Source organism: Streptomyces sp. NPDC054757 (genome assembly GCF_053612185.1).
Genome location: NZ_JBSHBW010000035.1, coordinates 17,333 through 41,849, shown reverse-complemented (window position 1 = coordinate 41,849; position 24,517 = coordinate 17,333). Strand labels below are relative to the sequence as shown.

At 70.9% G+C, this 24,517-nt stretch carries 28 protein-coding genes; 14 read left to right on the top strand and 14 right to left on the bottom strand.

What is annotated here, in order from left to right; genetic code table 11:
• Nucleotides 1-72 precede the first annotated feature (72 nt).
• The 9 genes from ACWGKJ_RS30220 to ACWGKJ_RS30180 form a co-directional block, all read right to left on the bottom strand.
• On the bottom strand, nt 73-2,622 hold the full coding sequence (locus ACWGKJ_RS30220) for a polynucleotide kinase-phosphatase (RefSeq protein WP_453315872.1): 2,550 nt from the start codon (nt 2,620-2,622) through the stop codon (nt 73-75).
• A 59-nt stretch (nt 2,623-2,681) separates the two neighbouring features.
• Complete coding sequence (locus tag ACWGKJ_RS30215) at nt 2,682-4,214, bottom strand: 3' terminal RNA ribose 2'-O-methyltransferase Hen1 (protein ID WP_385024500.1); 1,533 nt, start codon at nt 4,212-4,214, stop codon at nt 2,682-2,684.
• A gap of 43 nt (nt 4,215-4,257) precedes the next feature.
• Entirely contained in the window at nt 4,258-5,181 is a 924-nt protein-coding gene (gene mmuM, locus ACWGKJ_RS30210; RefSeq protein ID WP_385024498.1) for a homocysteine S-methyltransferase, read from the bottom strand.
• Nucleotides 5,182-5,187: 6 nt separating this feature from the next.
• Nucleotides 5,188-6,108 carry an LLM class F420-dependent oxidoreductase gene (locus tag ACWGKJ_RS30205; RefSeq protein ID WP_385024496.1) on the bottom strand — a complete coding sequence of 307 codons (921 nt, stop codon included), beginning with the start codon at nt 6,106-6,108 and terminating at the stop codon, nt 5,188-5,190.
• Nucleotides 6,109-6,219: 111 nt separating this feature from the next.
• Nucleotides 6,220-6,681: a DUF6099 family protein gene (locus tag ACWGKJ_RS30200; protein ID WP_385024494.1), complete on the bottom strand. Its 462-nt coding sequence runs from the start codon at nt 6,679-6,681 to the stop codon at nt 6,220-6,222.
• Nucleotides 6,682-6,803: 122 nt separating this feature from the next.
• Nucleotides 6,804-7,154 carry a nucleotide pyrophosphohydrolase gene (locus ACWGKJ_RS30195; RefSeq protein WP_385024492.1) on the bottom strand — a complete coding sequence of 117 codons (351 nt, stop codon included), beginning with the start codon at nt 7,152-7,154 and terminating at the stop codon, nt 6,804-6,806.
• Nucleotides 7,151-8,275: an AAA family ATPase gene (locus tag ACWGKJ_RS30190; protein ID WP_385024490.1), complete on the bottom strand. Its 1,125-nt coding sequence runs from the start codon at nt 8,273-8,275 to the stop codon at nt 7,151-7,153. The genes ACWGKJ_RS30195 and ACWGKJ_RS30190 overlap by 4 nt, the downstream gene beginning before the upstream one ends.
• Nucleotides 8,276-8,331: 56 nt before the next feature.
• On the bottom strand, nt 8,332-8,727 hold the full coding sequence (locus ACWGKJ_RS30185; RefSeq protein WP_385024488.1) for a cell division protein SepF: 396 nt from the start codon (nt 8,725-8,727) through the stop codon (nt 8,332-8,334).
• A gap of 210 nt (nt 8,728-8,937) precedes the next feature.
• Complete coding sequence (locus ACWGKJ_RS30180; RefSeq protein WP_385024485.1) at nt 8,938-9,816, bottom strand: ABC transporter substrate-binding protein; 879 nt, start codon at nt 9,814-9,816, stop codon at nt 8,938-8,940.
• 288 nt (nt 9,817-10,104) lie between these two features.
• On the opposite strand from ACWGKJ_RS30180, the gene ACWGKJ_RS30175 reads away from it, so the two are divergent.
• The 4 genes from ACWGKJ_RS30175 to ACWGKJ_RS30160 all read left to right on the top strand — a co-directional run bounded on the left by ACWGKJ_RS30175 (nt 10,105) and on the right by ACWGKJ_RS30160 (nt 11,909).
• The gene (locus tag ACWGKJ_RS30175; protein ID WP_385024483.1) at nt 10,105-10,470 is read left to right on the top strand and encodes an SCO4225 family membrane protein; all 366 of its coding nucleotides are present in this window, start codon (nt 10,105-10,107) and stop codon (nt 10,468-10,470) included.
• Nucleotides 10,471-10,542: 72 nt separating this feature from the next.
• The gene (locus ACWGKJ_RS30170) at nt 10,543-10,875 is read left to right on the top strand and encodes a cupin domain-containing protein (protein WP_385024481.1); all 333 of its coding nucleotides are present in this window, start codon (nt 10,543-10,545) and stop codon (nt 10,873-10,875) included.
• A 119-nt stretch (nt 10,876-10,994) separates the two neighbouring features.
• A complete protein-coding gene (locus tag ACWGKJ_RS30165) occupies nt 10,995-11,483 on the top strand; it encodes a hypothetical protein (RefSeq protein WP_453315869.1) in 489 nt (162 codons plus the stop codon).
• 54 nt (nt 11,484-11,537) lie between these two features.
• Nucleotides 11,538-11,909: a VOC family protein gene (locus ACWGKJ_RS30160; protein ID WP_385024478.1), complete on the top strand. Its 372-nt coding sequence runs from the start codon at nt 11,538-11,540 to the stop codon at nt 11,907-11,909.
• A 40-nt stretch (nt 11,910-11,949) separates the two neighbouring features.
• On the opposite strand, the gene ACWGKJ_RS30155 is transcribed toward ACWGKJ_RS30160, so the two are convergent.
• Together ACWGKJ_RS30155 and ACWGKJ_RS30150 are read right to left on the bottom strand one after the other, a co-directional pair.
• On the bottom strand, nt 11,950-12,705 hold the full coding sequence (locus ACWGKJ_RS30155) for a GntR family transcriptional regulator (protein WP_385024476.1): 756 nt from the start codon (nt 12,703-12,705) through the stop codon (nt 11,950-11,952).
• The gene (locus ACWGKJ_RS30150; protein WP_385024474.1) at nt 12,702-13,229 is read right to left on the bottom strand and encodes a peptide deformylase; all 528 of its coding nucleotides are present in this window, start codon (nt 13,227-13,229) and stop codon (nt 12,702-12,704) included. The genes ACWGKJ_RS30155 and ACWGKJ_RS30150 overlap by 4 nt, the downstream gene beginning before the upstream one ends.
• 16 nt (nt 13,230-13,245) lie before the next feature.
• On the opposite strand from ACWGKJ_RS30150, the gene ACWGKJ_RS30145 reads away from it, so the two are divergent.
• Nucleotides 13,246-14,175: a threonine ammonia-lyase gene (locus tag ACWGKJ_RS30145; protein WP_385024472.1), complete on the top strand. Its 930-nt coding sequence runs from the start codon at nt 13,246-13,248 to the stop codon at nt 14,173-14,175.
• A 179-nt stretch (nt 14,176-14,354) separates the two neighbouring features.
• Entirely contained in the window at nt 14,355-15,134 is a 780-nt protein-coding gene (locus ACWGKJ_RS30140) for an SDR family NAD(P)-dependent oxidoreductase (protein ID WP_385024470.1), read from the top strand.
• A 42-nt stretch (nt 15,135-15,176) separates the two neighbouring features.
• On the opposite strand, the gene ACWGKJ_RS30135 is transcribed toward ACWGKJ_RS30140, so the two are convergent.
• From ACWGKJ_RS30135 to ACWGKJ_RS30125, 3 genes are all read right to left on the bottom strand, one after another.
• Nucleotides 15,177-15,629, bottom strand: a complete 453-nt coding sequence (locus ACWGKJ_RS30135) for a VOC family protein (RefSeq protein WP_385024468.1) — start codon at nt 15,627-15,629, stop codon at nt 15,177-15,179.
• Nucleotides 15,630-15,720: 91 nt separating this feature from the next.
• Nucleotides 15,721-16,620, bottom strand: a complete 900-nt coding sequence (gene hypB, locus ACWGKJ_RS30130; protein WP_385024466.1) for a hydrogenase nickel incorporation protein HypB — start codon at nt 16,618-16,620, stop codon at nt 15,721-15,723.
• Between the two features lie 2 nt (nt 16,621-16,622).
• Nucleotides 16,623-16,952 (bottom strand): hydrogenase maturation nickel metallochaperone HypA/HybF, encoded by a 330-nt coding sequence (locus ACWGKJ_RS30125; RefSeq protein WP_385024464.1) that lies wholly within the window; start codon nt 16,950-16,952, stop codon nt 16,623-16,625.
• A 350-nt stretch (nt 16,953-17,302) separates the two neighbouring features.
• On the opposite strand from ACWGKJ_RS30125, the gene ACWGKJ_RS30120 reads away from it, so the two are divergent.
• Genes ACWGKJ_RS30120 through ACWGKJ_RS30085 form a run of 8 tightly spaced genes read left to right on the top strand, consistent with a single transcriptional unit; the run spans nt 17,303 to nt 24,517 of the window.
• Complete coding sequence (locus tag ACWGKJ_RS30120) at nt 17,303-18,358, top strand: NADH-quinone oxidoreductase subunit B family protein (RefSeq protein ID WP_385024462.1); 1,056 nt, start codon at nt 17,303-17,305, stop codon at nt 18,356-18,358.
• A 34-nt stretch (nt 18,359-18,392) separates the two neighbouring features.
• Nucleotides 18,393-20,186, top strand: a complete 1,794-nt coding sequence (locus tag ACWGKJ_RS30115; RefSeq protein WP_385024460.1) for a nickel-dependent hydrogenase large subunit — start codon at nt 18,393-18,395, stop codon at nt 20,184-20,186.
• The gene (locus tag ACWGKJ_RS30110) at nt 20,186-21,130 is read left to right on the top strand and encodes a NifU family protein (RefSeq protein ID WP_385024458.1); all 945 of its coding nucleotides are present in this window, start codon (nt 20,186-20,188) and stop codon (nt 21,128-21,130) included. Before ACWGKJ_RS30115 ends, ACWGKJ_RS30110 begins: the two co-directional genes overlap by 1 nt.
• Complete coding sequence (locus tag ACWGKJ_RS30105; protein ID WP_385024456.1) at nt 21,127-21,780, top strand: DUF5947 family protein; 654 nt, start codon at nt 21,127-21,129, stop codon at nt 21,778-21,780. Before ACWGKJ_RS30110 ends, ACWGKJ_RS30105 begins: the two co-directional genes overlap by 4 nt.
• Nucleotides 21,777-22,433: a DUF6084 family protein gene (locus ACWGKJ_RS30100; RefSeq protein ID WP_385024454.1), complete on the top strand. Its 657-nt coding sequence runs from the start codon at nt 21,777-21,779 to the stop codon at nt 22,431-22,433. Before ACWGKJ_RS30105 ends, ACWGKJ_RS30100 begins: the two co-directional genes overlap by 4 nt.
• Nucleotides 22,430-23,854 (top strand): hypothetical protein, encoded by a 1,425-nt coding sequence (locus ACWGKJ_RS30095; protein ID WP_385024452.1) that lies wholly within the window; start codon nt 22,430-22,432, stop codon nt 23,852-23,854. Before ACWGKJ_RS30100 ends, ACWGKJ_RS30095 begins: the two co-directional genes overlap by 4 nt.
• Nucleotides 23,851-23,970, top strand: a complete 120-nt coding sequence (locus ACWGKJ_RS30090; RefSeq protein WP_385024450.1) for a DUF6893 family small protein — start codon at nt 23,851-23,853, stop codon at nt 23,968-23,970. Before ACWGKJ_RS30095 ends, ACWGKJ_RS30090 begins: the two co-directional genes overlap by 4 nt.
• A gap of 52 nt (nt 23,971-24,022) precedes the next feature.
• Entirely contained in the window at nt 24,023-24,517 is a 495-nt protein-coding gene (locus tag ACWGKJ_RS30085; RefSeq protein ID WP_385024448.1) for a hydrogenase maturation protease, read from the top strand.

Below are 24,517 nucleotides of genomic sequence, written 5' to 3'. Positions count from 1 at the left end.
CCGGCGGTGCCGCCGTGGCGGGCGCGAGGTGGCGGTGCCGCGGTGGCGGGGGCGCCGTGGCGGTGCCGCCGTTCAGAGCCTCGGGTCGACCGGCTCCGACTCAAGGGCCAGTACGGCGAAGACCGCCTCGTGGATCCGCCAGAGCGGTTCGCCGTCGGCGAGCCGGTCCAGCGCCTCAAGACCCAGGGCGTACTCGCGCAGGGCGAGGGAGCGCTTGTGGCCGAGAGAGCGCTGGCGGAGCCTGGCCAGGTTGTCCGGGCGGGTGTACTCGGGTCCGTAGACGATCCGCAGATACTCCCGGCCGCGCACCTTGATGCCGGGCTGGACGAGCCGGCCCCTGGCGTCCCGCACGAGCGCCTGGAGCGGCTTGACGACCATGCCCTCACCGCCGCGTCCGGTCATCTCAAGCCACCAGTCGGTGCCGGAGCTGACGGACTCCTGGTCGCCCGTGTCGACCACCAGCCGCCGGGTGGTCCGCAGCAGCCCGCTCTGGTCGTGCTCGACCAGCCGGTCGAGCCAGGCCAGCTGCTCGTCGTGGGGTACGGCGGCGAGCGAGCGGCCCTCGGCGGCGAGCAGCTGGAACGGTGCCAGGCGTACGCCGTCCAGGCCGTCCGTCGTCCAGCAGTACCGCCGGTACGCCTCGGTGAAGGCGACCGCGTCGTCGGCCCGGTCGCGCTGCCCCGCGAGCAGTCCGCCGACTTCGACACCCCGGGCTGCGGCCGCTTCCAGCGCTCCGATGACGCCGGGCAGCACGGCGCGTGAGGCGGCGCCCACCGCCGCGTACTGCTTGCGCAGCAGGCCGGTCGCCTTGAGCGACCAGGGCATCAGCTCCGCGTCGAGCAGCAGCCAGCCGGTGCCCAGCTCGTCCCAGAGTCCGGCGTCGGTGACCGCGGTGCGCAGCCGTCCCAGGATCTCCTCGGTCACAGCCGGGTCGTCGAAGAAGGGACGGCCGGTCCTGGTGTGCAGCGAGCCGGTCGGCCCGGACACCCCGAAGCGTTCCCGCGCGGTCCCGGCGTCCCGGCAGACCAGAGCGACCGCGCGCGAGCCCATGTGCTTCTCCTCGCACACAACCTTCGCGACACCGTCCGACCTGTACTGCGCGAAGGCCTCGGCGGGGTGTTCCAGATAGCCGTCCAGCCGGGAGGTGCCGGTGGGGGACATCGTCGGCGGGAGGTAGGCGAGCAGCCGCGGGTCGACCGCGAAACGGCTCATGACCTCAAGAGCCGCCGCCGCGTTCTCCTCGCGGACCGAGACCCGGCCGGTGTGCCGGGTCTCCACGGTGCGACGGCCACTGACGTCGGTGAGGTCGAGCGGGCGCCCGTCATGGCCGCCCGGCGCCTCGGTGACGAGCGGGCGGGCCGGCTCGTACCAGACCTGTTCGGCGGGGACGTCGACCAGTTCGCGCTCGGGCCAGCGCAGCGCCGTCATCCGCCCGCCGAAGACCGCGCCGGTGTCCAGGCAGAGGGTGTTGTTGATCCAGCCGGCGTTCGGTACGGGGGTGTGGCCGTAGACGACGGCGGCCCGGCCTCGGTAGTCCTCGGCCCAGGGGTAGCGCACGGGCAGGCCGAACTCGTCGGTCTCGCCCGTCGTGTCCCCGTACAGCGCGTGCGAGCGGACCCGCCCGGAGGTGCGGCCGTGGTACTTCTCGGGCAGCCCGGCATGGCAGACGACGAGCCGGCCGCCGTCCAGGACGTAGTGGCTGACGAGCCCGTCGATGAACTCCCGCACCCGCTCCCGGAAGTCGGGGTCCCTCGTGTCCTCCTTCTCCAGCTGCTCGATGGTCTCGGCGAGTCCGTGGCTGTGCTGGACCTTCCGGCCCTTGAGGTAACGGCCGAGCTTGTTCTCGTGGTTCCCGGGCACACAGAGCGCGTTGCCCCCGGCGACCATCCCCATGACCCGGCGCAGCACACCGGGGCTGTCCGGGCCGCGGTCCACCAGGTCGCCGACGAAGACGGCGGTACGGCCCTCGGGGTGCGCGCCGTCGGTGTAGCCGAGGCGGGTGAGCAGGGTCTCCAGCTCGGAGCTGCAGCCGTGGATGTCGCCGATGATGTCGAAGGGGCCGGTGAGGTGGGTGAGGTCGTTGTACCGCTTCTCCAGGACGACTTCGGCGGTCTCCACCTCCGCCACGCTGCGCAGGACGTGCACCTTGCGGAAGCCCTCGCGCTCCAGACCGCGCAGTGAGCGGCGCAGTTCACGGCGGTGGCGCTGGATGACGTGGCGGGGCATCCCCGCGCGGTCGGGGCGTACGGCGTTGCGCTCCGCGCACACCTCTTCGGGCAGGTCGAGCACGATCGCGATGGGCAGCACGTCGTGCTCGCGCGCCAGCCTCACCAGCTGCTTGCGGCTCTCGGACTGCACGTTCGTCGCGTCCACGACGGTCAGCCGCCCGGCGGCCAGACGCTTGGCCGCGATGTAGTGGAGGACGTCGAAGGCGTCGCCGCTGGCGCTCTGGTCGTTCTCGTCGTCGGCCACCAGTCCGCGGCAGAAGTCCGACGAGATGATCTCGGTGGGCCTGAAGTGCCGCTGCGCGAAGGTCGACTTGCCCGAACCGGTGGCCCCGACCAGCACCACGAGGGAGAGGTCGGTCACGGGGAGGGTACGCGGGCCGGGCGGGTCGGCCATGCCGGGGCCGCCAGGCCCAGTCGCGCTCTGCGTGCTGCTGTCGCTGTCGCCGGTACTGCTCATGCCGCTTCCGCCTCCTTCGGGGACGTGCCGGACTTCGGGGCTGTGCCGGACTTCGATTCGGTGCCGGATTCCGGGGCCGCGCCGGACTTCGGGGTCATGGTGAACACCGCGAGCTGGGTCGGCGGGCCGACCTCGGGGTCGTCGGGCCCCACGGGCCTGAACTCCACTCCGTAACCGTGCCGTTCGGCCACCCCCGCGGCCCAGGCCCGGAACTCCTCACGGGTCCACTCGAAACGGTGGTCCCCATGACGCACCTGACCGGCGGGCAGCGTCGCCCAGCGCACGTTGTACTCGACGTTCGGCGTGGTCACCAGGACGGTCTGCGGCCTGGCCGCGCCGAAGACCGCGTACTCAAGCGCGGGCAGCCGCTCGGGGTCGACATGCTCGACGACCTCGCTCAGCACCGCGGCGTCGTACTGCTTGAGCCGCTTGTCGGTGTACGCGAGAGAGCCCTGGATGAGCTTCACCCGGGCGGCACCGCGCTCGCCGAGCTGGTCGAGGCGGAGCCTGCGGGCCGCGCTGTTCAGTGCGCGCATCGACACATCCATGCCGACGATCTCGGTGAAGCGGGCGTCCCTCAGCAGCTCCTGCAGCAACTGGCCCTGGCCACACCCCAGATCGAGCACCCGCCCCGCGCCCGCGGCGCGCAGGGCAGCCAGGATCGCCGCACGGCGCTGCGCGGCCAGCGGCACCGGCCTCTCCTCGGTGTCGGTGGTCTCGTCCACGGCGTTGTCGACCGACTCGACCTCGGTGTCGTCGGCCTCCGCGAGCCGCACCAGCTCCAGCGCCTCGGTCGCCTGCCGGGTCAGTCCCCGGCGCCGCGACAGATAGCGGCTGGTGATCAGCGACTGCTCGGGGTGCCCGGCCAGCCAGCCCTCACCGGCCCGCAGCAGTTTGTCGACCTCGTCGGGCGCCACCCAGTAGTGCTTGGCGTCGTCGAGGACCGGCAGCAGCACATAGAGCTGCCGCAGCGCGTCGGCGAGCCGTAGCTCGCCTTCGAGCACGAGACGCACATACCGCGATTCGCCCCACTCGGGGAACTTCTCGTCCAGCGCGACCGGTTCGGCCTTCACCCGCTCCCAGCCGAGCGGCGCGAAGAGCTGGTGCACCAGACCCGGTCCACCGCTGGCGGGCAGGGCTGGCACCTCGATCCGCAGCGGCATCGGAGCTGCTGCCCGCTCCGGCAGCGCGGCGCACACCCCGCGCAGGGCGCTCTTGAAGACGGTGGTCATGGCGACGGAGAGCAGCGAGGACGCGGCGTAGGGCCGGTCGTTGACGTACTGGGCGAGCGCGGTGCCGGGTGCGCCGCCGCGCCCCTTGCCCTTGCCGCGCCGCACCAGCGCCACCGGGTCCACCTCAAGGAGCAGCGCGGCCGTGCAGCGCTCGGCGGTGGCCTCCGGATAGAGGACATGCGCCGTGCCGTGCGAGGTGGAGAACGCCTGCGCCTTGTCGGGATGCTTGTGCAGCAGAAAGCCGAGGTCGGTGGCGGGGCGCTCTGGGGTGCCGGTCGTACTGATCGTCAGGAACACGCGTCCGATTATCGCCCGCACGGCCCGGTCCGACCAGAGGTTTTCATGCCCCCGGGGCCGGCGTCCGCGGCCCGGCGACGGCTGCGATGTCCGCGATCTCAGCCGGGCCGACCCGGCAGCAGCCGCCGACCAGTGCGGCCCCGGCCCGCTCCCAGCCCCGCACCCGCGAAGCGGCGAAGGCGGCGGGGCCGCGCCAGTCACGGCGCCCGGCGTCCCACTCCTCACCGCTGTTCGGATAGACGACCACCGGCTTGCCGGTCACCGCGGACGCGAGCTCCACCGCCCGATCCGCATCCCCCGGCGCGCAGCAGTTCACTCCCACGGCGACGACCTGGTCCCGGCCCGCCGCCAGGCCGAACGCCTCGGCCAGCGGCTGCCCGGCCCGGGTCCGCTCCCCCGTGACGCTGTACGAGAGCCAGACCGGCGTCCCGCACCCGTCGGCCGCCCGCAGCAGCGCCTCGGCCTCGTCGGTGTCCGGCACCGTCTCCAGGGCGAGCACATCGGGCTCCGCCGCGGCCAGCGCCTCGATCCGCGGCCGGTGGAAGCGCTCCAGCTCCCGGACGGAGAGCCCGTACCGGCCGCGGTACTCACTGCCGTCGGCGAGCATCGCACCGTACGGACCGACGGAGGCGGCGACCCAGACCTCACGGTCCGCCGCCCCGGCAGCCTCCCGCGCCAGCAGCACACTGCGGGCCAGCAGCCCCGTGGCCTCGGCCCGGCCGGTTCCGCGCCGCGCGAACCCCGCGAACGTGGCCTGGTAGCTCGCGGTGATGAGCACCTGGGCGCCCGCCCGTACATACGCCGTGTGCGCCGCCACGATCTGCCGGGGACCGTCGGCGAGCAGCCGCGCCGACCAGAGCGCGTCGGAGAGATCGCAGCCCTGTGCCTCCAACTGGTTGGAGAGTCCGCCGTCCAGGACGACGGTGGACTCGGCCAGTGCGGCGGCGAGGGTACGGACGGGGCGCATCCGGTCCTACTTCAGCTGGGAGAGGACCTGTGAGGAGATCAGCTCCAGGTGGTCCAGATCGTCGAGGTCGAGCACCTGGAGGTAGATGCGCGACGCGCCGATGGCCTCGTAGCGGCCGATCTTGTCGACAACCTCGGCGGGTGAACCGCCCAGCCCGTTCGCCTTCACATCCGCCGTGTCACGCCCGATGGCCTCCGCCCGGCGCGCCACCTCGGCGTCGTCCTTGCCGACACAGACGACCAGCGCGTTCGAGTACACCAGGTCGTCCGCCCGGCCGGCCGCCTTGGCCGCTGCCCTGACCCGCCCGAACTGCCGCTCGCTGTCCTCGATCGAGGCGAAGGGGATATTGAACTCATCGGCGTACTGCGCGGCCAGCCGGGGGGTACGGGTCGCGCCGTGTCCGCCGATCAGCACGGGCACCTTCGCCTGGGCGGGCTTGGGCAGCGCGGGCGAGTCGCTCAGCTGGTAGTAGGCGCCGTCATAGCTGAAGGTCTCACCCGTCCTGGTCCCCCAGAGCCCGGTGACGATGGCCAGCTGCTCTTCCAGGCGGCCGAACTTCTCCTTGGGGAAGGGAATCCCGTACGCCCGGTGCTCCTCCTCGAACCAGCCTGCCCCCAGGCCCAGTTCGACCCGGCCGCCGGACATCTGGTCGACCTGCGCCACCTGGATGGCCAGGACTCCGGGGAGCCGGAACGTGCCCGCCGTCATCAGCGTCCCGAGCCGGATCCGCTTGGTCTCGCGGGCAAGTCCCGCCAGGGTGATCCAGGCATCGGTGGGGCCTGGCAGGCCGTCGCCCGATCCCATGCGCAGATAGTGGTCCGAGCGGTAGAAGGCGTCGAAGCCCAGGTCCTCGGTTGCCTTGGCGACGGTCAGCAGAGTGTCATAGCTCGCCCCTTGCTGGGGCTCGGTGAAGATTCGAAGATCCATACATCCATCCTGCACCTTCCTCCGTCCCCCGACGCTCCCCGAACTGCCCGTACGGCGATTTCCCGGCACACCGGGAGGGGGCTCACCACCCCCCACCCCTGCCGCCGCCCCCTACCGCCGGGACCCCTCCGCGTCCCGCTCCTCCAGCTTCCGCAGCATTCCGCGCACCCGGTCCCCCGACTCGTCGGCCGCGTCCATGGCCTCGATGCACTGCCAGTAGACGGACTCCTCGTCGGTGCCGCAGGCGACGCCCACCAGTGCGATACCCACCTCCCCCAGCAGCACCCCGAGCGCGGCCAACGCCTCGTGCACATTCGACACTTCGGTCAACTGCGCCGCCCGTATCAGCCCGCCGCGCACCGTCGGCACGTCGAGCGCCCCGCAGCCCCGGCCGCCCGATTCGCCCAGCGCCCGCGCGTCGGCCCGCAGCTCCTGCGGGCCGCGCAGCGCCAGATGTCCGCCCACGGCGCGGGAGAGCGCCTGCGCCTGCCACGCCTCCACCATGGTGTCCAACTCCGGGACGCTCCGCGCCAGAGCGTCCCGGCTGATTGCGATGAGCCGCACCCCGTCCATCCCAGTCCCCGTTCGTATGACGTACCGTCTCCCCTTTCATTACCCAGAGTGAAGGCGGATGGACCATAAAGCCAGGGGAATTCGGAAATCTGTGGACGCAAGACGCATTGTTGATAACTCACTCACTCCGGAGAGTGACGATCCGCATCCCGCTCCACCGGAAACCGTGTCTCATTTCGGTCAATTTTATCGGAAAGCGCCGTAAGGGCATCGATCCCCAGCACCTCGCAGAACTGCAGCAGATACGCGAGGACATCGGCGACCTCGTCCGCGACCCGGTGTGCCGACCCCGGATCCTCCATCACCCGGACCGACTCCTCGGGCGTCAGCCACTGGAAGATCTCGACCAGTTCGGCCGCCTCGACGCTCAGTGCCGCCGCCAGGTTCTTCGGCGTGTGGTACGGCTGCCAGTCCCGCGCCGCGGCGAACTCGGCCAGCCGACGCTGCAATTGCGCTACATCCCGTTCTGTCACACGTCCAGATCTACCACCGAGACGCCGGCCAGCCGACCGGCCCACCCCGCGTCCGATGCCGTGCCCACCACCCTGATGTGGCCCTGACCGCAGATGGCCGCGGCGAGAGCGGCCAGCTCGCGCGCCTGCCGGGGGTCGAGGGAGCGGTCGAAGCCATCGGCCAGGACCGTCAACGACTGCATCGCGGACGGCACCTCGCCCGCGGGATCCACCGCGAGCACTCCGGGCCCGGTCAGCAGCACCAGCGCGAGGGCGAGATAGCGCAGCTCGCCCTCGCCCAGCCGCTCCAGCGGCGTGCCCGCGCCACTGCCCCGGCCGAGCACCGCCCGTACCCTCCCGTCCGTCAGCTCCTCGGCCGCGAGCCCCGCCACCGGGCCCACGCACCCGGCGCGCGCCGCTGCGACCAGCTGCCGGTGCCGGTTCGCGCACTCGGACTGGGTGCGGTAGAGCACCGAGGCCAGGTTGTCGCAGCCCCGCCGCAGCAGCCCGGCACCCGCGGCCACCGGGCGGCGCATCCGGTGCGGCTGGGGATCGCAGGCGAAGACCGAGCGCAGCGCCACCACCACCTGTTCGGCTGCGGCCAGCACCTTCAGCTGCCCGTCGGTCTTGCCCGCCACGCGCAGCGGAAGCAGGGCGGTCCCCATCCGGTCGTCGGGCAGCGGTGCCCGGGTCACCGGAACCGCGCCCGCGGTGTGCCAGGCGGCCTGTACGGTCCTGCGCGCCGGATCGCGCAGCGCGGTGGAAAGCAGCAACTGGCCTTCCGCGGCCAGCCGTTCGCCCACCACCCGCAGTTCGGGCTCGGCCTGCACCGCGAGATCGAGCTGTACGGGGCCGGCCGGTCCGTCCACGGTGCAGCCGATCCGGAACCCCCGTCGCCCCTGGGCGTCCGCGCAGGCCCGCTCCGGGACGCAGCTGCCCGGGTCGTCGAAGACCTCACCCAGCTCGTCCCCCGCACCGAGCCGCGCCAGCGCCTCGTACACCTGGAGTGCGCTCGTCTTCCCGCTCCCGCTCGCCCCCGTGAAGAGGGTCAGCGGGGCGAGCGGGAAGGCGGCGCCGCGGTGCGACTTGAAGGCCGAGAGCCGGAGTTCGGTGACGGTGGGGCGTGCGTAGGTTGCGTCCATGGTCCGGACCGTATGCACGCGCCTCGGTGGCGAACCGTTACGCCTGGATGACCTTCCTACGATCGGGGGACTGCGGCCGCCGCGATCCCCTCCACCTCCATGCCGGCCGGGGCCAGCAGGAAGACGTTCTTGTCGACCCGGTGCATTCCGCTGCCGAGGCCGAAGACCACTCCGCTGCTGAAGTCCAGGATGCGTTTGGCCACTTCGGTCTCGGCCCCGGTCAGATCGAGCAGTACCGGAACCTGGCCGACGAGGTACTCGGCGACTTCACGGGCGTCCGCGAAGACCTGGACACGCAGGACCACGAATCGGCGCTGCTCGGCCGCGTACTCGTGGGGAATCGTCTCGTGGTCGACGCGCGAGGGCCATTCGTTGCGCCCGCGCAGCGGCACCACCTGGGCGAGCCCCTCCCACTGCTCGTCGGTGACGTCGTAGTCGTCGTACCTGCTCACCGGACCACCTCGGCTGGACTTTCTATCTGCATCAGCCAATTCTGACCCCCTTCACCCGTTCGGCCCAACACCGACACGGATGAGTCCCCGGCGGAGCGCGTCCTTGATCGTCCGGGCCCTTGACCGTCCGCACCCTGACCGCCCGAGTCGTTGACCCATCAATTCCCTGACCCACCGGGTCCCTGACCGGACTCAGAGGCGTGAGCGCCCTCACTCCGTGGCGGCGGCCTCCAGCGCGTCGGCCACCGAGCCGAAGAACCGCGCATGGGACCGGGCGCTGTCCGGGGCTTCCGGATTCCACGGCAGGACCCGTGCCCGGCCGGTGAGGTTCAGCCATCCGTCGATGCCGCTCAGCTCGCCGATGGGTGTGGCGTTCGACCGGACGTCGGCGAGGACGATCCCGGGGTTCAGTGCCGCCGCCTCCGCCCAGCTGACGGTGGCCCAGTTCGCGCCGGGGCCGTCGGGCGGCTGCACCGTGCTGACGCCGTGCGCGGTCAGCGCACGCAGCTCCGGCCAGGCTCCGGGGCGCGCCAGATGCACCTGGTCGGGCCCGGCGGGCGAGAGCGCGAGCACCTCCGGCCCGGACGGTGCGTCCGCCGCCGCGCGCAGCCGCCGGTGTGCGGCGTCGAGCACCTGCTGCTGTTCGGCGTCGCCGCGGGTCCCCAGCGAGCGGGCGAGCGCGTCGAAGCGGCCCCTGATCCCCTCCAGCGTGTGTGTCTGCCCGACGTCGATGACCACGACGGGGACCTGCTCCTCAAGGTGTTTGGCGGTGTCCGGGTCCAGTCCGTACACCTGACCGCCGCCGTAACTGACCGCCACCACGAGATCGGGGCCGCCGCTGAGCAGCGTCTCCAGATCCAGCGTGCCGCCGGCCCCCAGGTAGCGGACATCGCCGGACGGCAGCGCCCCCGCCTTCGCCGGGTCGACCACCGCACCGTCGTGCAGGGAGCCGAAGACCGCGAGCGGGGCCAGGCCGTGGTCCCACAGGGTGGCACCCGCCCGTATGTACGCCGTCACTCTCGACGGTGTCCGCGCGGCCGTCGACAGCTGTCCACGGTCGTCGGAGAACTGCCAGCCAGCTTGTTCCATGACGTTTCGCGCCCCCTCCGGGTCTGCGCCGCCCGGCCTTCCGGTCGCCGCACACCCGTACCTGCCCAGCTCTCGTGTACGGCATTCGGCGCGAGCCGTGCCGCGTACGGCGAACACGAGCCGCCCCCGTACTCGGCCGCGGCTTGAGTACCGGTACTCAGGCCGCCGCGGCCCGTCTCCGGCAGTCTGGGAGAAGAGGGACACCGGGACACGGCCCCCGAATCCGAGCGGAGCGGTCGGACGGGCGCGCCATTCCGGTCACATCGACGAGAGGGTGGTGGAGGGACGATGAGCGGCAGGAACCTGATGCAGCGGATCGGCAGGACGGTGGCGGGCGACTGGATCTCGCGCGGATACCTCGTGGTCGTCGCGGCCCTGCTGGTCTGGGTGTGGGTGGACACCACACTGGTCTCCCACCCGGACGCGTCGTTCGCCGGGGTGTACCCGATCCTGCTCACCGCGCCGACGAGCCTGCTTCTGCTGCTGCCGGGCATCGAGGGAGCCCTGGTGTACGTCGTGCTGGTGGCGGCGGCACTGGTCAACTCCTCGGTCGTCGGCCTGATCGTCCGCCTGGCCGACGGACAGGGCCCTGGGCGCGGCCCCGGACACAGCACCAGCCGCCGCGTCGGCCCCGGCTCGGCCCCGGCCCGGTGACGTACCCGCCCTCCCCCAGATGTGCCCGCCCGTCCGCGTTGCCCGGTCGGGCGAATGCGGGACAATGACGACATGCAGAGACTCTCTCTCGAAGCGCTGGCCCGTCAGCAGATCGAGCTGGCGGCCACGGCCGGTGGCGGGCACACGGCGGACACCGTCTACGGCGGTCATGAGAAGGTCCTGCGCCAGACGGTCATCGGGATGACGCGCGGCTCACACCTCGCCGAGCACGAGAATCCCGGCGAGGCCACGGTGCAGGTACTGCAGGGCCGGGTGCGGCTCTCGGCGGGCGAGCTGGCCTGGGAAGGCCGTCAGGGCGACCTGATCATCGTGCCCGACAGCCGGCACCGGGTGGAGGCCCTGGAGGACTCGGCCCTGCTGCTGACCGTCGCCAAGCTGCCCTGACCACGCGCACCCCCGCTTCTCAACTCCCGGCTTGCCGCGCCCCAATACTGGACTGCGGACACGCAGGTTAGCCTCGGCGGCTGAAGAGATTCAGCCGACGGGCAACGGGGGTTACGGAAGTGAACAGCGAGCATGACGGCGCACATGACGGCATATCTGGTGAAGCCGGGATACCGGGAAACCCCGAACGCGTCCGGCCGGAACGGTCGTTGGGGCGGCTCCCCGCAGTCGTGAGAGGTGGCGCGACCCTCGCGCTGCTGATCGCGGTGGCCGCGGTGGGCCTGCTCCTCCTGCCGGTGTCCCCGACCGTCCACGATCCGTCCGATTACGCGGAGGACAGCGCCACCGTGCAGCTGACCTGCGGATCGATCCTGAACCCGGCGGGCGACGACGCTCTGGCGGACAACCGCGAGGAAACCGCGCCGGCCTGCGGCTCGGCCCGGACCCAGCGCGCGGGATGGTCCGGCGTGGGCCTCGGCGCCGCCTTCGCCGTCCTGGTGGTGTCGCTGCTCATGGGGGACGGCATGTCCGAGGACCCCGAGAATCCCAAGGGCCCCGGGGGCCTCGGGGGCTCCGGAAGTCCCGAGGATCCCGCACGGCCGGCATGATCCGGTTGAAAAACCCTGTGCTGCGGCCAGGAGCCGCAGAGCAGAATGGCCGACATGCCTGTTTCCTTGCATCACATCGTGATCGACGCCCACGACCTGCCTGGCCTGGCCCGTTTCTGGGCAGCGGTGCTGGGCTGGCGGATTCTGTCCGAACGCGAGCGGGAAGTGGTGATCGGGCCGGAGGAGACCGCGCCGACAGGCATCTGCTTCATGCCGGTAGCGGATCGTAAGTCCGGCAAGAACCGCCTGCACCTCGATCTGACGTCCGCCGCGGAGGACCGGGACGCCGAGATCGCGCGCATCCTCGCGCTGGGCGCCAGCCCGGCGGACGTCGGCCAGAGCGGAAACGAGTCATGGACCGTACTGGCCGACCCGGAGGGCAACGAGTTCTGCGTGGTCCGCCCGAAGGAAACCCTCATCGCCTAGATCCTTTCCGGGCAACACCGCACCGGAGGTTCCATGACGCTCACTCAGGCGTGACTGTGGCGGCGGGAGTCGTGGTCCTGTGGTCCGACGCGAGCCACTCGGCGATACAGCGCCTGCCGTCATGCCAGTGCTCCTCGACGACCGCCGCCGCACCCTCGCGGTCCCCCGTCGCCAGCGCCGAGAGCACCTCCCGGTGCTGCCGGTCCGCCGGGCCGCGCGACGGGATGTGCTGCATATACGCGATCTCGTAGCGGGAGAGGCTGGTGCGCAGCTTCGCGATCGTCTCCTGGAGGTACTGATTGCCGCAGAGCCTGATCAGTCCGGTGTGGAAGGCCGTGTCGAGCGCGCGCCGCTCCACCGCGTCGCCGCTCGCCTCCAGTTCGTCCAGGAGCCCGGCCAGCCGGTCGTGCTCCGCGGGGGCGAGCGGGCGGGGGGCCGAGCGTACGGCCAGCGCTTCGAGAGTGGCCAGAACGGGGTACACCTCGGAGACCTCACGGCCGCTCAGGGGCCTGACCACGAAGCCGCGCGCCAGGGCGGAGTGGACCACGCCCTCGGCCTCCAGACGTAGAAGGGCCTCGCGCACCGGTGTGCGGGAGACATCGAGGGCACGGCTGAGGGCTGCCTCCGTCACGGACATGCCGGGTGCGAGGCTGCCGGTGGAGAGCAGCGCGACGATACGGGCGTAGACGGCCTCCCTCAACGGCTCGCTCCGGGCGATCCTGGCGAGGGGAGCAACAGGCTCGGAGGTGCTCGTCGCCGAGTCGGGGGCGTTCGTCGCGGGCTCGGGTGTGCTCATCGGCGGTAGGGGCTTTCGTCGCGGTGCCGCGCCTCGAACTCCGTGCGCATGCAGAGGGTGGACACATCGGTCATACGGTCGACGGCGAGATAGCCGTCAAGGTGGTCGATCTCGTGCTGGAGCAGCTCGCTGAGCTCTCCTTCGGCGCGCACGGTGTGCGCCCGGCCGTCCGGGGACTGGTAGTCGACGGTGATCCAGGTATGGCGGCGGACACGGCAGAAGATCTCGACGGAGAAGCTGAGGCAGGCGTCCCAGGGCTCCCAGGTCGCCTCCGAGCGCTCCGTGATGCGGGGGTTGACGAGCGTACGGGGCTCGTCGAGCCGCAGATGCACCATCCGGACGCCTGCCCCGATCTGCGGCGCGGCTATGCCCCGGCCGTAACCGGTGCGTCTCACCCAGTCCGCCAGGGTGTCGTCCAGATCGGCGGCGAGCGCTCGCGCTTCGCCGGAGAGCGGGGTGGCCAGCGGCCGGGCGGGCGTACGCAGGAACGGGTCGCCGAGTTGCAGGGTCTCTTGTACCGTCACACACCTATCGTATACGATGTGCAGCGTGCTGTCAGTAGAGAACATCGAGGAAGCCGGCCGTACCATCGCCCCCGCCTTCGCCAACACGCCGCAGTTCGAGGACGAGGCGCTCCGTGCCGCCCTGGGCCGCCGGCTGATCGTCAAGGTGGAGACGGTCAACCCGGTCCGTTCTTTCAAGGGCCGCGGCGCCGACCACTTCATGAGGGGGCTCGCCCCGGGAAGCCACGTGGTGTGCGCTTCGGCCGGGAATTTCGGCCTCGCTCTGGCGTGGGCGGCCCGCCACCACGGCATCACCGTGACCGTCCACTGCGCGGAGCACGCCAACGCCGTCAAGCTGGCCCGTATGCGCAGCCTCGGCGCCCGGCTGGAGATCGGCGGGCAGGACTTCGACGAGGCGAAGGAGCGAGCACTCCGGCAGGCGGGCGAGGATCCCGGCACGGTGTTCGTGGAGGACGGCGACGACTCGCGCATCACGGCCGGGGCCGGGACCATCGCCCCCGAGCTCGCCGGGCTCGCCCCCGACACCGTCCTCGTCCCGGTCGGCAACGGAGCGCTGGTCAACGGTGTGGGCACCTGGTTCAAGGCCCGCTCGCCCCACACCCGTGTGGTGGGAGTGTGCGCGGCGGGCGCCCCGGCCATGGCACTGAGCTGGCGGGCGGGCGAAGCCGTCAGCACGCCGGCCGTCCGTACGGCTGCCGACGGGGTCGCGGTACGGGTCCCCGTTCCCGGCGCCCTGGCCACCATGCTCAAGGTCGTCGACGACATGCTGCTGGTCGACGAGACAGCCATCAGCCGCGCGCAGGCACTCGCCCACGAGCACCTGGGGCTGGTCCTCGAACCTGCGGGCGCGGTGGCCCTGGCCGCGGTCTCCGGGGCCGGGCCGGGGCCCGAAGTCGGTGAGCGCCCCGCCGTGATCCTCACCGGCGGCAACCAGGCGCCCCGGTAGAGACATCCCGGAGAGACACCTCGGCAGAGGCCCTGGTTCCTGCGCATGACAGGGTCCCTACCGGACCGGCAGGCGGCGCACGCCAGGACCGGCCACAGCACACGGAAGGACTGCATGTTGATCACCGTCGCCGAAGCGGCCGCGCCCGAAGGCGCAGCCGTCCACTCCAGGAGCCGCACATGACCAGCGGGGCCTATCTCTCCGACCTGTTCTCGCTGGACGGCCGGGTCGCCGTCGTGACCGGTGGGAGTTCCGGCATCGGCCGCAGCATCGCAGGGGCACTCGCCAGGGCCGGTGCGAGCATCGTCATCGTGGCACGCCGCGAGGCGGAGCTGACGGCGACGGTCGAAGAGCTGGTGACCGACGGTTGCCGGGCGGCCTGGGTGAGCGCCGATCTGAGCACCCGCGAGGGGGTCCGCACGGCGGCCGGGAAGGCGGTCGAGGCCTTCGGCGAGCCGGACATCCTGGTCAACTCCGCGGGGGTCAACCTCCGCCCGCCGATGGGTGAGTTGACCGATGAGGTGTGGGACACCACGATGAGCGTGAATCTGGAGGCGCCCTATCTGCTGGGGCAGCGGTTCGGGCCGGGGATGGCCGACCGCGGCTTCGGGCGGATCATCCACGTCACCTCACAGCAGGCGCACCGGGCCTTCGTCCAGAGCGGGGCCTACGGGGTGTCCAAGGGGGCACTGGAGTCCCTGGCCCGTTCCCAGGCCGAGGCCTGGTCGCCGCACGGCGTCACCTGCAACACCCTCGTGCCCGGTTTCGTGATGACCCCGCTCAACACACGGCTGTCCTCCGACCCCGGGAAGACAGCCGCACTGGCGGCGCGCACACTGACCGGCCGTAACGGCCTGGCCGAGGACTTCGAGGGCGCCGCGGTGTTCCTGGCCGGCCGCGCCTCGGCGTACATCACGGGGCAGTCGGTCTTCGTCGACGGCGGTTTCTCCGTCCACTGAGGGCTGTGCGCCCGCTGGGCGCGTCCCCCTGAGCGCTGTCCCTCAGGCGGCGCAGAACTCGTTGCCTTCGGGGTCCCGCATGACCCACCAGTGACCGGCCGGCCCGTGGTCCTCCTCGCGGACCCGGGTCGCGCCCAGGTCCACGAGGCGTGCGACCAGTTGGCCGAGACCACCGGGCTCGCCGTGGATGTCGATGTGCAGCCGGTTCTTGCCCGCCTTGGCCTCGGGCACGTCCTGGAAGAGCAGCCGGCGCCCACGGCCGATGCCGCTGGTCCGGTCGAAAGGGTCGTCGGGATGACGGACCGCGGCGTAGCCACGGAAGGTCTTGCGTCCCTGGTGCTCGGCGATCGCGTCCTCGCCGATGTGACCGGCTGTCTGCAGCTGCTCGATGAGCTCGCTCGGGTCCTCCACGTCGTAACCCAGCGCCGCCGCCCAGAAATCCGCGAGCACGGGCGCGTTCATGCTGTCGATGACGAGTTTCCAGCTGAGGGTCATAGGACTGGTTCTAAGGGTGCGCACACCTCAGGTCAACTCGTGGCGGTCCCGCCGGTCACCGCCCGGGAAGGGACGGTCAGCCCAGGAGCGGTCAGCCCAGGAGCATCCGGTCGTCCAGCGCCACCACCCAGTCGTACCACTGGTCCATCCCCTCGCCCGTCGTCGCGGACACCGTCAGTACCCGTACGTCCGGGTTGACCGAGCGCGCGTACGACTCGCACCGGGCCACGTCGAAGTCGACATGGGGCAGTAGATCGATCTTGTTGATGAGGACGAGGTCGGCGGCGCCGAACATGTAGGGGTACTTGAGCGGCTTGTCGGTGCCCTCGGTGACCGAGATGATGACGACCCTGCTGTTCTCGCCGAGGTCGAAGAGGGCCGGGCACACCAGGTTCCCCACGTTCTCGACCAGGACCAGTGCCCCGTCCTCCGGGGCGAGGGTGGTGAGTGCGCCCCGCATCATTTCGGCGTCCAGGTGGCAGCCGGCGCCGGTGTTCACCTGCACCACCGAGCATCCCGCGCGCTTGATGCGCTCCGCGTCGAGCATGGTCTCCTGGTCGCCCTCGACCACGGCCACCGGACGCCGGCCGGAGAAGTCCCTGATGGTGCGCTCCAGCAGGGTCGTCTTGCCGGCGCCGGGTGAACTCATCAGGTTCACGGCCACGATGTGCCGCTCGGCGAGCCAGGCGCGATTGCGCTCCGCCTCCAGCTCGTTCTTGGCGAGCACCCGCTCCTCAAGGGTGACGGTCTCCCCACCGTCACCGCCCACCGCGCCGTCCTGTGCGCCCTCATGCGGGCGATCGTGGGTGTGATGACCGTGGTCCTGGTGGGGGTGGCCGGCCTGCGAGTGGTCGTGGTGGTGGCCATCCTCGTGGTGATGGTCGTGGTGGTGGTCGCCCTGCGGACTCCGGGCCGCCCGTGCGTGGTCCTCGTGGGGCAGCGCGATCCGCGTGCCGCCGCCCTCGTCGCCACAACCGCAGGTACCGCACATGGTCAGCCCACTTTCATCGAGATGATCTGCAGTTCACGCCCCGCCGTGATCTCCACGTCGGCACTGCCGCACGGACAGAGCAGTACGGGATCGGCCAGGGTGAAGTCCTCTTCGCACGTGCGGCAGCGAGCCGCCCCCGGCGGCTGGTCGATCTCCAGTCGCGCGCCCTCGGCCACCGTGCCCGCCGTGACGAGGTCGAAGCAGAACCGCATCGACTCGGCCACGACGGCGGTGAGCACCCCGACCCGCACACTGACCATGCGGACCGGTCTGCCTTCGGCGCGTTCACAGACCATGTCGACAACGCTCTGCGTGATCGACAATTCATGCATCTCTGCCTCGTTCCCGCATCGTTGGCACGACCGTAGGGCCTGAAACCGGCGTGTGCCTCTTACGCTTGATTCGGTCGGCCCATTTCTCTTTCCGGTTCATTCGACCGGCGCAATCCGAATCCGGCCGCGAACGTACATGCCCGCCCGTTCCTTCAGGGCCGAATACATCCCGGTGCGCACACCGCCGAATGGCGCGGCCAGGGGACGCCCATACGGATTTCTTCTCGCGTTGACAGAGCGCCCGCGCCGGGCCTAGATGGTAGCAATGTGAGCGACACCACACGCGTGTGCCAGGCCCCCATCCAGCGCTGTCTGGAATGGAAACGTCGGCCCCGGAAGGCGGCAGAGCTATGCCGACAGAAGCAGCGGTAAAGGCAGAAGAAACGCTGATCCACGTCCTCTGGATCAATGCCGGACTCAGTTGTGACGGCGATTCCGTGGCCCTGACGGCGGCCACTCAGCCCAGCATCGAAGAGATCGCGCTCGGCGCCCTGCCCGGCCTCCCCCAGGTCGCGGTGCACTGGCCGCTCATCGACTTCGAGTGCGGGCCGAACGGCGGCGCCGATGACTTCCTCGAATGGTTCTTCAAGGCCGACAGAGGAGAGCTGGAGCCGTTCGTCCTGGTCGTTGAGGGGTCGATCCCCAACGAGCGACTGCACGACGAGGGCTACTGGTGCGGCTTCGGGAACAACCCCGCGACCGGACAGCCGATGACCACCAGTGAGTGGATCGACCGGCTGGCGCCGAAGGCCACCGCGATCGTCGCGGTCGGCACCTGTGCGACCTACGGCGGTATCCACGCCATGTCGGGCAACCCGACGGGCGCCATGGGGGTCCCGGACTATCTCGGCTGGGACTGGAAGTCCAAGGCGGGAATTCCGATCGTGTGCGTCCCGGGCTGTCCCATTCAGCCGGACAATCTCTCCGAGACGCTGACCTATCTGCTCTACATGGCGACCGACCAGGCCCCGATGATTCCGCTGGATGACGCACTGCGCCCCAGCTGGCTCTTCGGACAGACCGTGCACGAGGGCTGCGACAGGGCTGGTTACTACGAGCAGGGCGATTTCGCAACCGAATACGGATCGCCGAAGTGCATTGTCAAACTCGGCTGCTGGGGCCCCGCGGTCAAGTGCAACGTTCCCAAGCGTGGCTGGATGAACGGTATCGGCGGTTGCCCCAATGTCGGCGGAATCTGTATCGGCTGCACCATGCCGGGATTCCCGGACAAGTTCATGCCGTTCATGGACGAGCCGCCCGGCGGCAAACTCTCGTCGAACGCGGTCGGTCTCTACGGGGCGACCATGCGCCGGCTGCGCCACATCACGACACACACGCTGGACCAGGAGCCCAAGTGGCGCAGGCCCGGCAGGAGTCTCACGACCGGTGCCACCCGCACCTGGTGACCGACCGCAACGGACAGAAAGATGAGGCGGCGCAATGACCGCGACGCAACGCAGGGGTGGCAGCGGGACCCAGGGCAAGGACGGCCTTGTCGAGATGGCGTGGGATCCCATCACCCGCATCGTCGGCAGCCTGGGCATCTACACGAAGATCGACTTCAAGCAGAAGACGGTGGCCGAGTGCCACAGCACCAGTTCCATCTTCCGCGGCTACTCGGTCTTCATGAAGGGCAAGGACCCGCGCGACGCCCACTTCATCACCAGCCGGATCTGCGGCATCTGCGGCGACAACCACGCCACGTGCTCCTGCTACGCGCAGAACATGGCGTACGGGGTCAAGCCGCCGCACCTCGGTGAGTGGATCGTCAACCTCGGCGAAGCCGCGGAGTACATGTTCGACCACAACATCTTCCAGGAGAACCTGGTCGGGGTCGACTACTGCGAGAAGATGGTCGCGGAGACCAACCCGGGCGTGCTGGAGCAGGCCAACCGCACCCAGTCCCCGCACGCCGAGGCCCACGGGTACAAGACCATCGGCGACATCATGCGCTCGCTGAACCCCTTCACCGGTGAGTTCTACCGCGAGGCGCTCCAGGTGAGCCGGATGACCCGGGAGATGTTCTGCCTCATGGAGGGCAGGCACGTACACCCCTCCACGCTCTACCCGGGCGGCGTCGGCACCGTGGCGACCGTGCAGCTGATGACGGACTACATCACCCGGCTGCAGCGCTACGTCGAGTTCATGAAGAAGGTCGTGCCGATGCACGACGACCTCTTCGACTTCTTCTACGAGGCGCTGCCCGGCTACGAGCAGGTCGGCAACCGGCGCATCCTGCTCGGCTGCTGGGGCTCCTTCCAGGACCCGGAGCACTGCAACTTCAAGTACCAGGACATGACCGACTGGGGACGGAAGATGTACGTCACCCCCGGTGTGGTCGTGGACGGGAAGCTGGTCACCACCGACCTGGTGAAGATCAACCTGGGCATCCGGATCCTCCTCGGCTCGTCGTACTACGGCGACTGGGAGGAGCAGGAGATGTTCGTGACCCACGACCCGCTCGGCAACCCCGTCGACCGCCGCCACCCGTGGAACCAGCACACCAACCCGCAGCCGCAGAAGCGGGATCTGGACGACAAGTACAGCTGGGTCATGTCGCCGCGCTGGTTCGACGGCAAGGAGTACCTCGCGCTCGACACCGGCGGCGGCCCGCTCGCCCGGCTGTGGACCACCGCGCTGGCCGGTCTCGTCGACATCGGTTACATCCAGGCCACCGGCAACAGCGTCAAAATCAACCTCCCCAAGACCGCGCTCAAGGGCCCGGTCGAGCTGGAGTGGCACGTCCCGAAGTGGAGCAACACCATCGAGCGCAACCGGGCGCGCACCTACTTCCAGGCGTACGCGGCCGCCTGCGCGCTGCACTTCGCCGAGAAGGCGCTGGTGGAGATCCGCGCGGGCCGTACGAAGACCTGGGAGAAGTTCGAGGTCCCGCAGGAGGGCGTCGGCTGCGGTTTCACCGAGGCGGTACGCGGAGTGCTCTCGCACCACATGGTGATCCGGGACGGCAAGATCGCCAACTACCACCCGTACCCGCCGACCCCCTGGAACGCGAGCCCCCGCGACACCTTCGGCACACCGGGTCCCTACGAGGACGCGGTGCAGGGCCAGCCGATCTTCGAGGAGAACGACCGGGAGCACTTCAAGGGCATCGACATCATGCGCACGGTGCGCAGCTTCGACCCCTGTCTGCCCTGCGGTGTGCACATGTATCTCGGCGAGGGCAAGAAGCTGGAACTGCTGCACTCCCCCACCCAGTCCGCGGGCAGCGAGTGATGCCGGAGGAGACCGCTTCCGGGCCCGCCGACTGGCGGGCGACCGGCGACCGTATCGACACCCTCATCGCCGCGAGTGCCGCGGGCGGCGCCGTCGCCCGTGAGCGGAGCGAGGAGCTGGTCCGGCTCGTCACGGACTTCTACGGCGCCGGACTTGAGCGGCTGCTCGGCCTGGTGCACGAGCAGGGCCGCCTTGACGACGAGGTGCTGGCGGCCCTCGCCGGCGACGATCTGGTGGCCAGTCTGCTGCTGGTGCACGGGCTGCACCCGTACGGCGTGGAGACCCGGGTCGAGGAGGCGCTGGAGAGCGTGCGCCCGTATCTCGGTTCGCACGGCGGCGATGTGGAGCTGCTGGGCGTCACGGCCGACGGCGTCGTGACGCTGCGGCTGCTCGGCAGCTGCGACGGGTGCCCCTCGTCGTCGGCCACGCTCAAGCTGGCGGTGCGCAGTGCGGTCGAGGCCGCGGCTCCGGAGATCACCGGGATCGAGGTGGAGGCCCCGGCCGGGGACGAGACGGCCGGGGCGGGGCCGCTGGTGACCGTGGACTCGCTCTTCTCGCGGCTCCACGAGGCGGCATCGGCCCCCGGTGACGGCGGTTCGTCCTGGGAGGCCGTGCCGGGTCTGGACACCCTGGAGCCCGGCGCCGTACGCCACTTCACCGCGGGTGCGATCCCGGTGCTGGCCTGCCGGATCGGCTCCGGCCTCTTCGCGTTCCGCGACTGGTGCGCCCGGTGCGACCGGTCCCTGGAGGGCGCGGCGCTGGCCCGCAGGCTGGGCGGCGGCTCCGGTGATGCCGTGCTGCGCTGCCCCGGCTGCCGTGCCCACTACGACGTACGGCGGGCCGGTGCCTGTCTCGACGCGGAAGGACTGCATCTCGACCCGCTGCCCCTGCTGGTGGACGGCCCGACGGTCTCGGTCGCGGTGCCCGCCCCGGTCTCCGCATGAGCGCCCCCGGGCGTACGGCGACTCCGGTGTCCGCGCTGCGGCGGATCGCCAACAGCCGCCCGCGCTCCGCGGACGGGGAGCGCTGCGAGATGTGCGCCGAGCCGGTCGCCCCCGAACACTCCCATGTGGTGAACCTGGAGAGCCGGGCGCTGATGTGCAGCTGCCGCCCCTGCTATCTCCTCTTCACCGATGAGGACGCCCGGCTGCGCTACCGCGCGGTGCCGGAGCGGTATCTGCGCTTCGACGGAGTGCCGCTGGACGCACGGGCCTGGGACGAACTCCAGATCCCGGTGGGTCTCGCGTTCCTCTTCCGCAACTCGGTGCAGGACCGCACCATCGCGTTCTATCCGGGGCCCGCGGGCGCCACCGAGTCCGAACTGCCCCTGGAGGCCTGGGAGTCCGTCATCGGGTCAGCGCCCGCGCTCGCGACGCTGCAACCCGACGTCGAGGCGCTGCTGATCCGCCGCCCGGAGACCGGCGACAGCACCTGCCATCTGGTGCCCATCGACGCCTGCTACGAACTGGTCGGCCGGCTGCGGACGCTCTGGCGCGGCTTCGACGGCGGCAGTGAGGCGCACGCGGCGATCGACGCCTTCTTCGCCCGGGTGCGGGAGCGCAGCGGGACCGTACCGGCGGAGGGTGCCTCGTGAGCGGCGCCGACTTCTCCGTACTGGACTTCTCGGTCCTTGACGTGGTGGCCGAACGGTACTCGGCGGCGCCCCAGTTGACGGCCAGACTGCGGATCGAGGAGAGCAGCGGCGAGCGGATCCACGCGCTCGTCCTGCAGTGCCAGGTCCGTATCGAACCGCAGCGGCGCTCCTACGACGCGGCCGAGGAGGAGCGGCTGCGCGGGCTGTTCGGGGAGCGTTCCCGGTGGGGGGACACGCTGCGGCCGTTCCTGTGGATGCAGTGCAACACCACCGTCCAGGGGTTCACCGGTGCCACCGATGTCGATCTCGCGCTGCCCTGCACCTACGACTTCGACGTGACGGGTGCGCGGTATCTGCACGCTCTCGGGGAGGGCCCGGTGCCGCTCACGCTGCTCTTCTCGGGCACCGTCTTCACCCGGGGCAGCGCCGGCTTCGGCGTACGGCAGATCCCCTGGGACTGCGAGGCCCGTCATCCGATGCCCGTCGCGGTCTGGCGGGAGATGATCGGCGCCCACTTCCCGAACACCGGGTGGATCAGGCTCGATCACGACGTCATCACCGAGTTCGCCCGCTTCCGCGCCCGGCACGGGCTGATCAGCTGGGAAGAGACGGTCCGGACCCTGCTGGCCGAGACCGGAGAGGTGGTCCCGTGACCCCCGTGAACGCCCCTGGCCTGGACCAGGTCCGTACGATCGCCGACGCGGTGCTGTACGAGGGGTATCTGCTGTACCCGTACCGGGCCAGCTCGCACAAGAATCAGTCCCGCTGGCAGTTCGGGGTCCTCGGGCCGCCGTCGGCCGCACCCGCCTGCTTCGGCGAGGAGCCGGACATGGCGGTGCAGTGCCTGCTGGCGCCGGACGGGCCCGCCCCGGCCGTCACGGTCCATCTGCGCTTTCTCCAGGTGCAGGTCCGGGAGGTGCAGCGGCTGGGCGCCGACGGCCGCCACACCCCGGTCGCCGGGCTCACCGTGGCCGGTGCGCAGGTGCTGAGCTGGGAGGAGGCGGTGGAGCAGGAGATCGTGCTGCCCGAGCTCTGCCTCGCTGAGCCCGCCGATGTGCGGCGGACGGTTCCCGGCGGTGAGGACGTGGAGGAGCTGACGGAGGCGGACGGCACACCGGCAGGCCGCATCGTACGGCGGCGGCTGCCGCTGGACGTCCGGATCCGGGTGGGCGCCACCCCCGACGACGGCCTGCTGCGGCTGTCGCTGGCCGTGTCCAACGAGCACCCGGGGACGCCCGGGTCCAAGGACGAGGCGATCCGCAGTTCGCTGATCGGGGCGCATCTGATCCTGCGGGCGCACGGGGGCGGGTTCGTCTCGCTCCTCGAACCGCCCGAGCACGCGGCGGCCGCCGCCACCCGCTGCCAACAGCGCAGATGCTGGCCGGTCCTGGCCGGGCCCAGCGGCTCGGCGGACACCGTCCTCGGCGCGCCGATCATCCTCTACGACTACCCCGAGGTGGCCGAGCAGAGTCCGGGCGCACTCTTCGACTCCACCGAGATCGACGAGATCCTCACCCTGCGGGTCATGACCATGACCGAGGAGGAGAAGGCGGAGGCACGGGCCACCGACCCCCGGGCCAGGGAGATCATCGAACGCTGCGACTCACTGTCCCCCGCGGACCTCCAGCAGTTGCACGGACTGCTGCGCGATCCGCACGCCGCGGCGGTGCGGGACGGGTCCGCGCCGCCCGCCGCCGACCTCCGGGACGCTGAGCCGCCCGCCTTCGACACCGGCGGGGCGCCGTGGTGGGACCCGGCGTCGGACGCGAGCGTCCGTCCGGCGTCCGACGCGGTGGTGATCGACGGCGTCAGCGTCTCCCAGGGCAGCCTCGTGCGGGTGCATCCCTCGCGCCGCGCGGACGCCCAGGACCTCTTCTTCGCCGGTCAGGTGGCGCGGGTGACCGCGGTGCTCTCGGATGTCGACGGCGTGACGCATGTCGCCCTGGTCCTCGTCGACGATCCGGCGGCGGACCTGCACGACTGGTACGGCCGCTACTTCTACTTCTCCCCCGACGAGCTGGAGCCCCTGCCCGCCGGGACCACCACCGAAGACCGAGAGGAGAGCCCATCGTGAAGACCCTTGGTGTGATCACCGTTGTCGCGGGAGCCGTTCTGGCGGCGGCCGCTGTGGCCGTGGGAGTCCAGTCCATTCCGGACATCCGCCGGTATCTGCGAATGCGCTCGATGTGAGCGCGGTGCGGGCTGCGGCCCACAGCCCGGAAACAGCCGGGGCGTGGCGCCGGTGACGGAACGCGTACTGGTCGCCGGGGTCGGCAACCTCTTCCTCGGCGACGACGGCTTCGGCCCCGAGGTGGTCCGCGCACTCGCCGCCCCGGGTGCCCTGCCGCCCGGGGTCCGCGCCGTGGACTACGGGATCCGGGGCATGCACCTCGCGTACGACCTGCTGGCCGGGTACGAGGCGCTGGTGCTGGTGGACGCCTGTCCGGGCGGGGGGCCGCCCGGTGAGGTGACGGTGCTCGAAGTGGGACCCGACGACCTCGGTTCGGGTGAATTCGACGCGCATGGCATGAATCCGGTCGCAGTGCTGGCGAACCTGGATCAACTGGGCGGTACCCTTCCGTCCACCTACGTCGTGGGCTGCACGCCCGCCGACGTCGGTGAGGGCATCGGGCTCAGCCGCGCGGTCCTGGCGGCGGTGCCCACGGCCGTGGACGCCGTACGGATTCTGGTGGACCGGCTGCTGCCCGCCGAGCCCGCCCCGACCAGGAGGTCCTGA

What these genes read in the sequence shown, in the direction of transcription:
- ACWGKJ_RS30220 (WP_453315872.1), bottom strand. Translation starts at nt 2,622, where the DNA reads ATGGCCGACCCGCCCGGCCCGCGTACCCTCCCCGTGACCGACCTCTCC.
- mmuM (WP_385024498.1), bottom strand. Translation starts at nt 5,181, where the DNA reads ATGCGCCCCGTCCGTACCCTCGCCGCCGCACTGGCCGAGTCCACCGTC.
- ACWGKJ_RS30205 (WP_385024496.1), bottom strand. Translation starts at nt 6,108, where the DNA reads ATGGATCTTCGAATCTTCACCGAGCCCCAGCAAGGGGCGAGCTATGAC.
- ACWGKJ_RS30200 (WP_385024494.1), bottom strand. Translation starts at nt 6,681, where the DNA reads ATGGACGGGGTGCGGCTCATCGCAATCAGCCGGGACGCTCTGGCGCGG.
- ACWGKJ_RS30190 (WP_385024490.1), bottom strand. Translation starts at nt 8,275, where the DNA reads ATGGACGCAACCTACGCACGCCCCACCGTCACCGAACTCCGGCTCTCG.
- ACWGKJ_RS30180 (WP_385024485.1), bottom strand. Translation starts at nt 9,816, where the DNA reads ATGGAACAAGCTGGCTGGCAGTTCTCCGACGACCGTGGACAGCTGTCG.
- ACWGKJ_RS30175 (WP_385024483.1), top strand. Translation starts at nt 10,105, where the DNA reads ATGAGCGGCAGGAACCTGATGCAGCGGATCGGCAGGACGGTGGCGGGC.
- ACWGKJ_RS30170 (WP_385024481.1), top strand. Translation starts at nt 10,543, where the DNA reads ATGCAGAGACTCTCTCTCGAAGCGCTGGCCCGTCAGCAGATCGAGCTG.
- ACWGKJ_RS30160 (WP_385024478.1), top strand. Translation starts at nt 11,538, where the DNA reads ATGCCTGTTTCCTTGCATCACATCGTGATCGACGCCCACGACCTGCCT.
- ACWGKJ_RS30155 (WP_385024476.1), bottom strand. Translation starts at nt 12,705, where the DNA reads ATGAGCACACCCGAGCCCGCGACGAACGCCCCCGACTCGGCGACGAGC.
- ACWGKJ_RS30145 (WP_385024472.1), top strand. Translation starts at nt 13,246, where the DNA reads ATGTGCAGCGTGCTGTCAGTAGAGAACATCGAGGAAGCCGGCCGTACC.
- ACWGKJ_RS30140 (WP_385024470.1), top strand. Translation starts at nt 14,355, where the DNA reads ATGACCAGCGGGGCCTATCTCTCCGACCTGTTCTCGCTGGACGGCCGG.
- ACWGKJ_RS30135 (WP_385024468.1), bottom strand. Translation starts at nt 15,629, where the DNA reads ATGACCCTCAGCTGGAAACTCGTCATCGACAGCATGAACGCGCCCGTG.
- hypB (WP_385024466.1), bottom strand. Translation starts at nt 16,620, where the DNA reads ATGTGCGGTACCTGCGGTTGTGGCGACGAGGGCGGCGGCACGCGGATC.
- ACWGKJ_RS30125 (WP_385024464.1), bottom strand. Translation starts at nt 16,952, where the DNA reads ATGCATGAATTGTCGATCACGCAGAGCGTTGTCGACATGGTCTGTGAA.
- ACWGKJ_RS30120 (WP_385024462.1), top strand. Translation starts at nt 17,303, where the DNA reads ATGCCGACAGAAGCAGCGGTAAAGGCAGAAGAAACGCTGATCCACGTC.
- ACWGKJ_RS30115 (WP_385024460.1), top strand. Translation starts at nt 18,393, where the DNA reads ATGACCGCGACGCAACGCAGGGGTGGCAGCGGGACCCAGGGCAAGGAC.
- ACWGKJ_RS30110 (WP_385024458.1), top strand. Translation starts at nt 20,186, where the DNA reads ATGCCGGAGGAGACCGCTTCCGGGCCCGCCGACTGGCGGGCGACCGGC.
- ACWGKJ_RS30105 (WP_385024456.1), top strand. Translation starts at nt 21,127, where the DNA reads ATGAGCGCCCCCGGGCGTACGGCGACTCCGGTGTCCGCGCTGCGGCGG.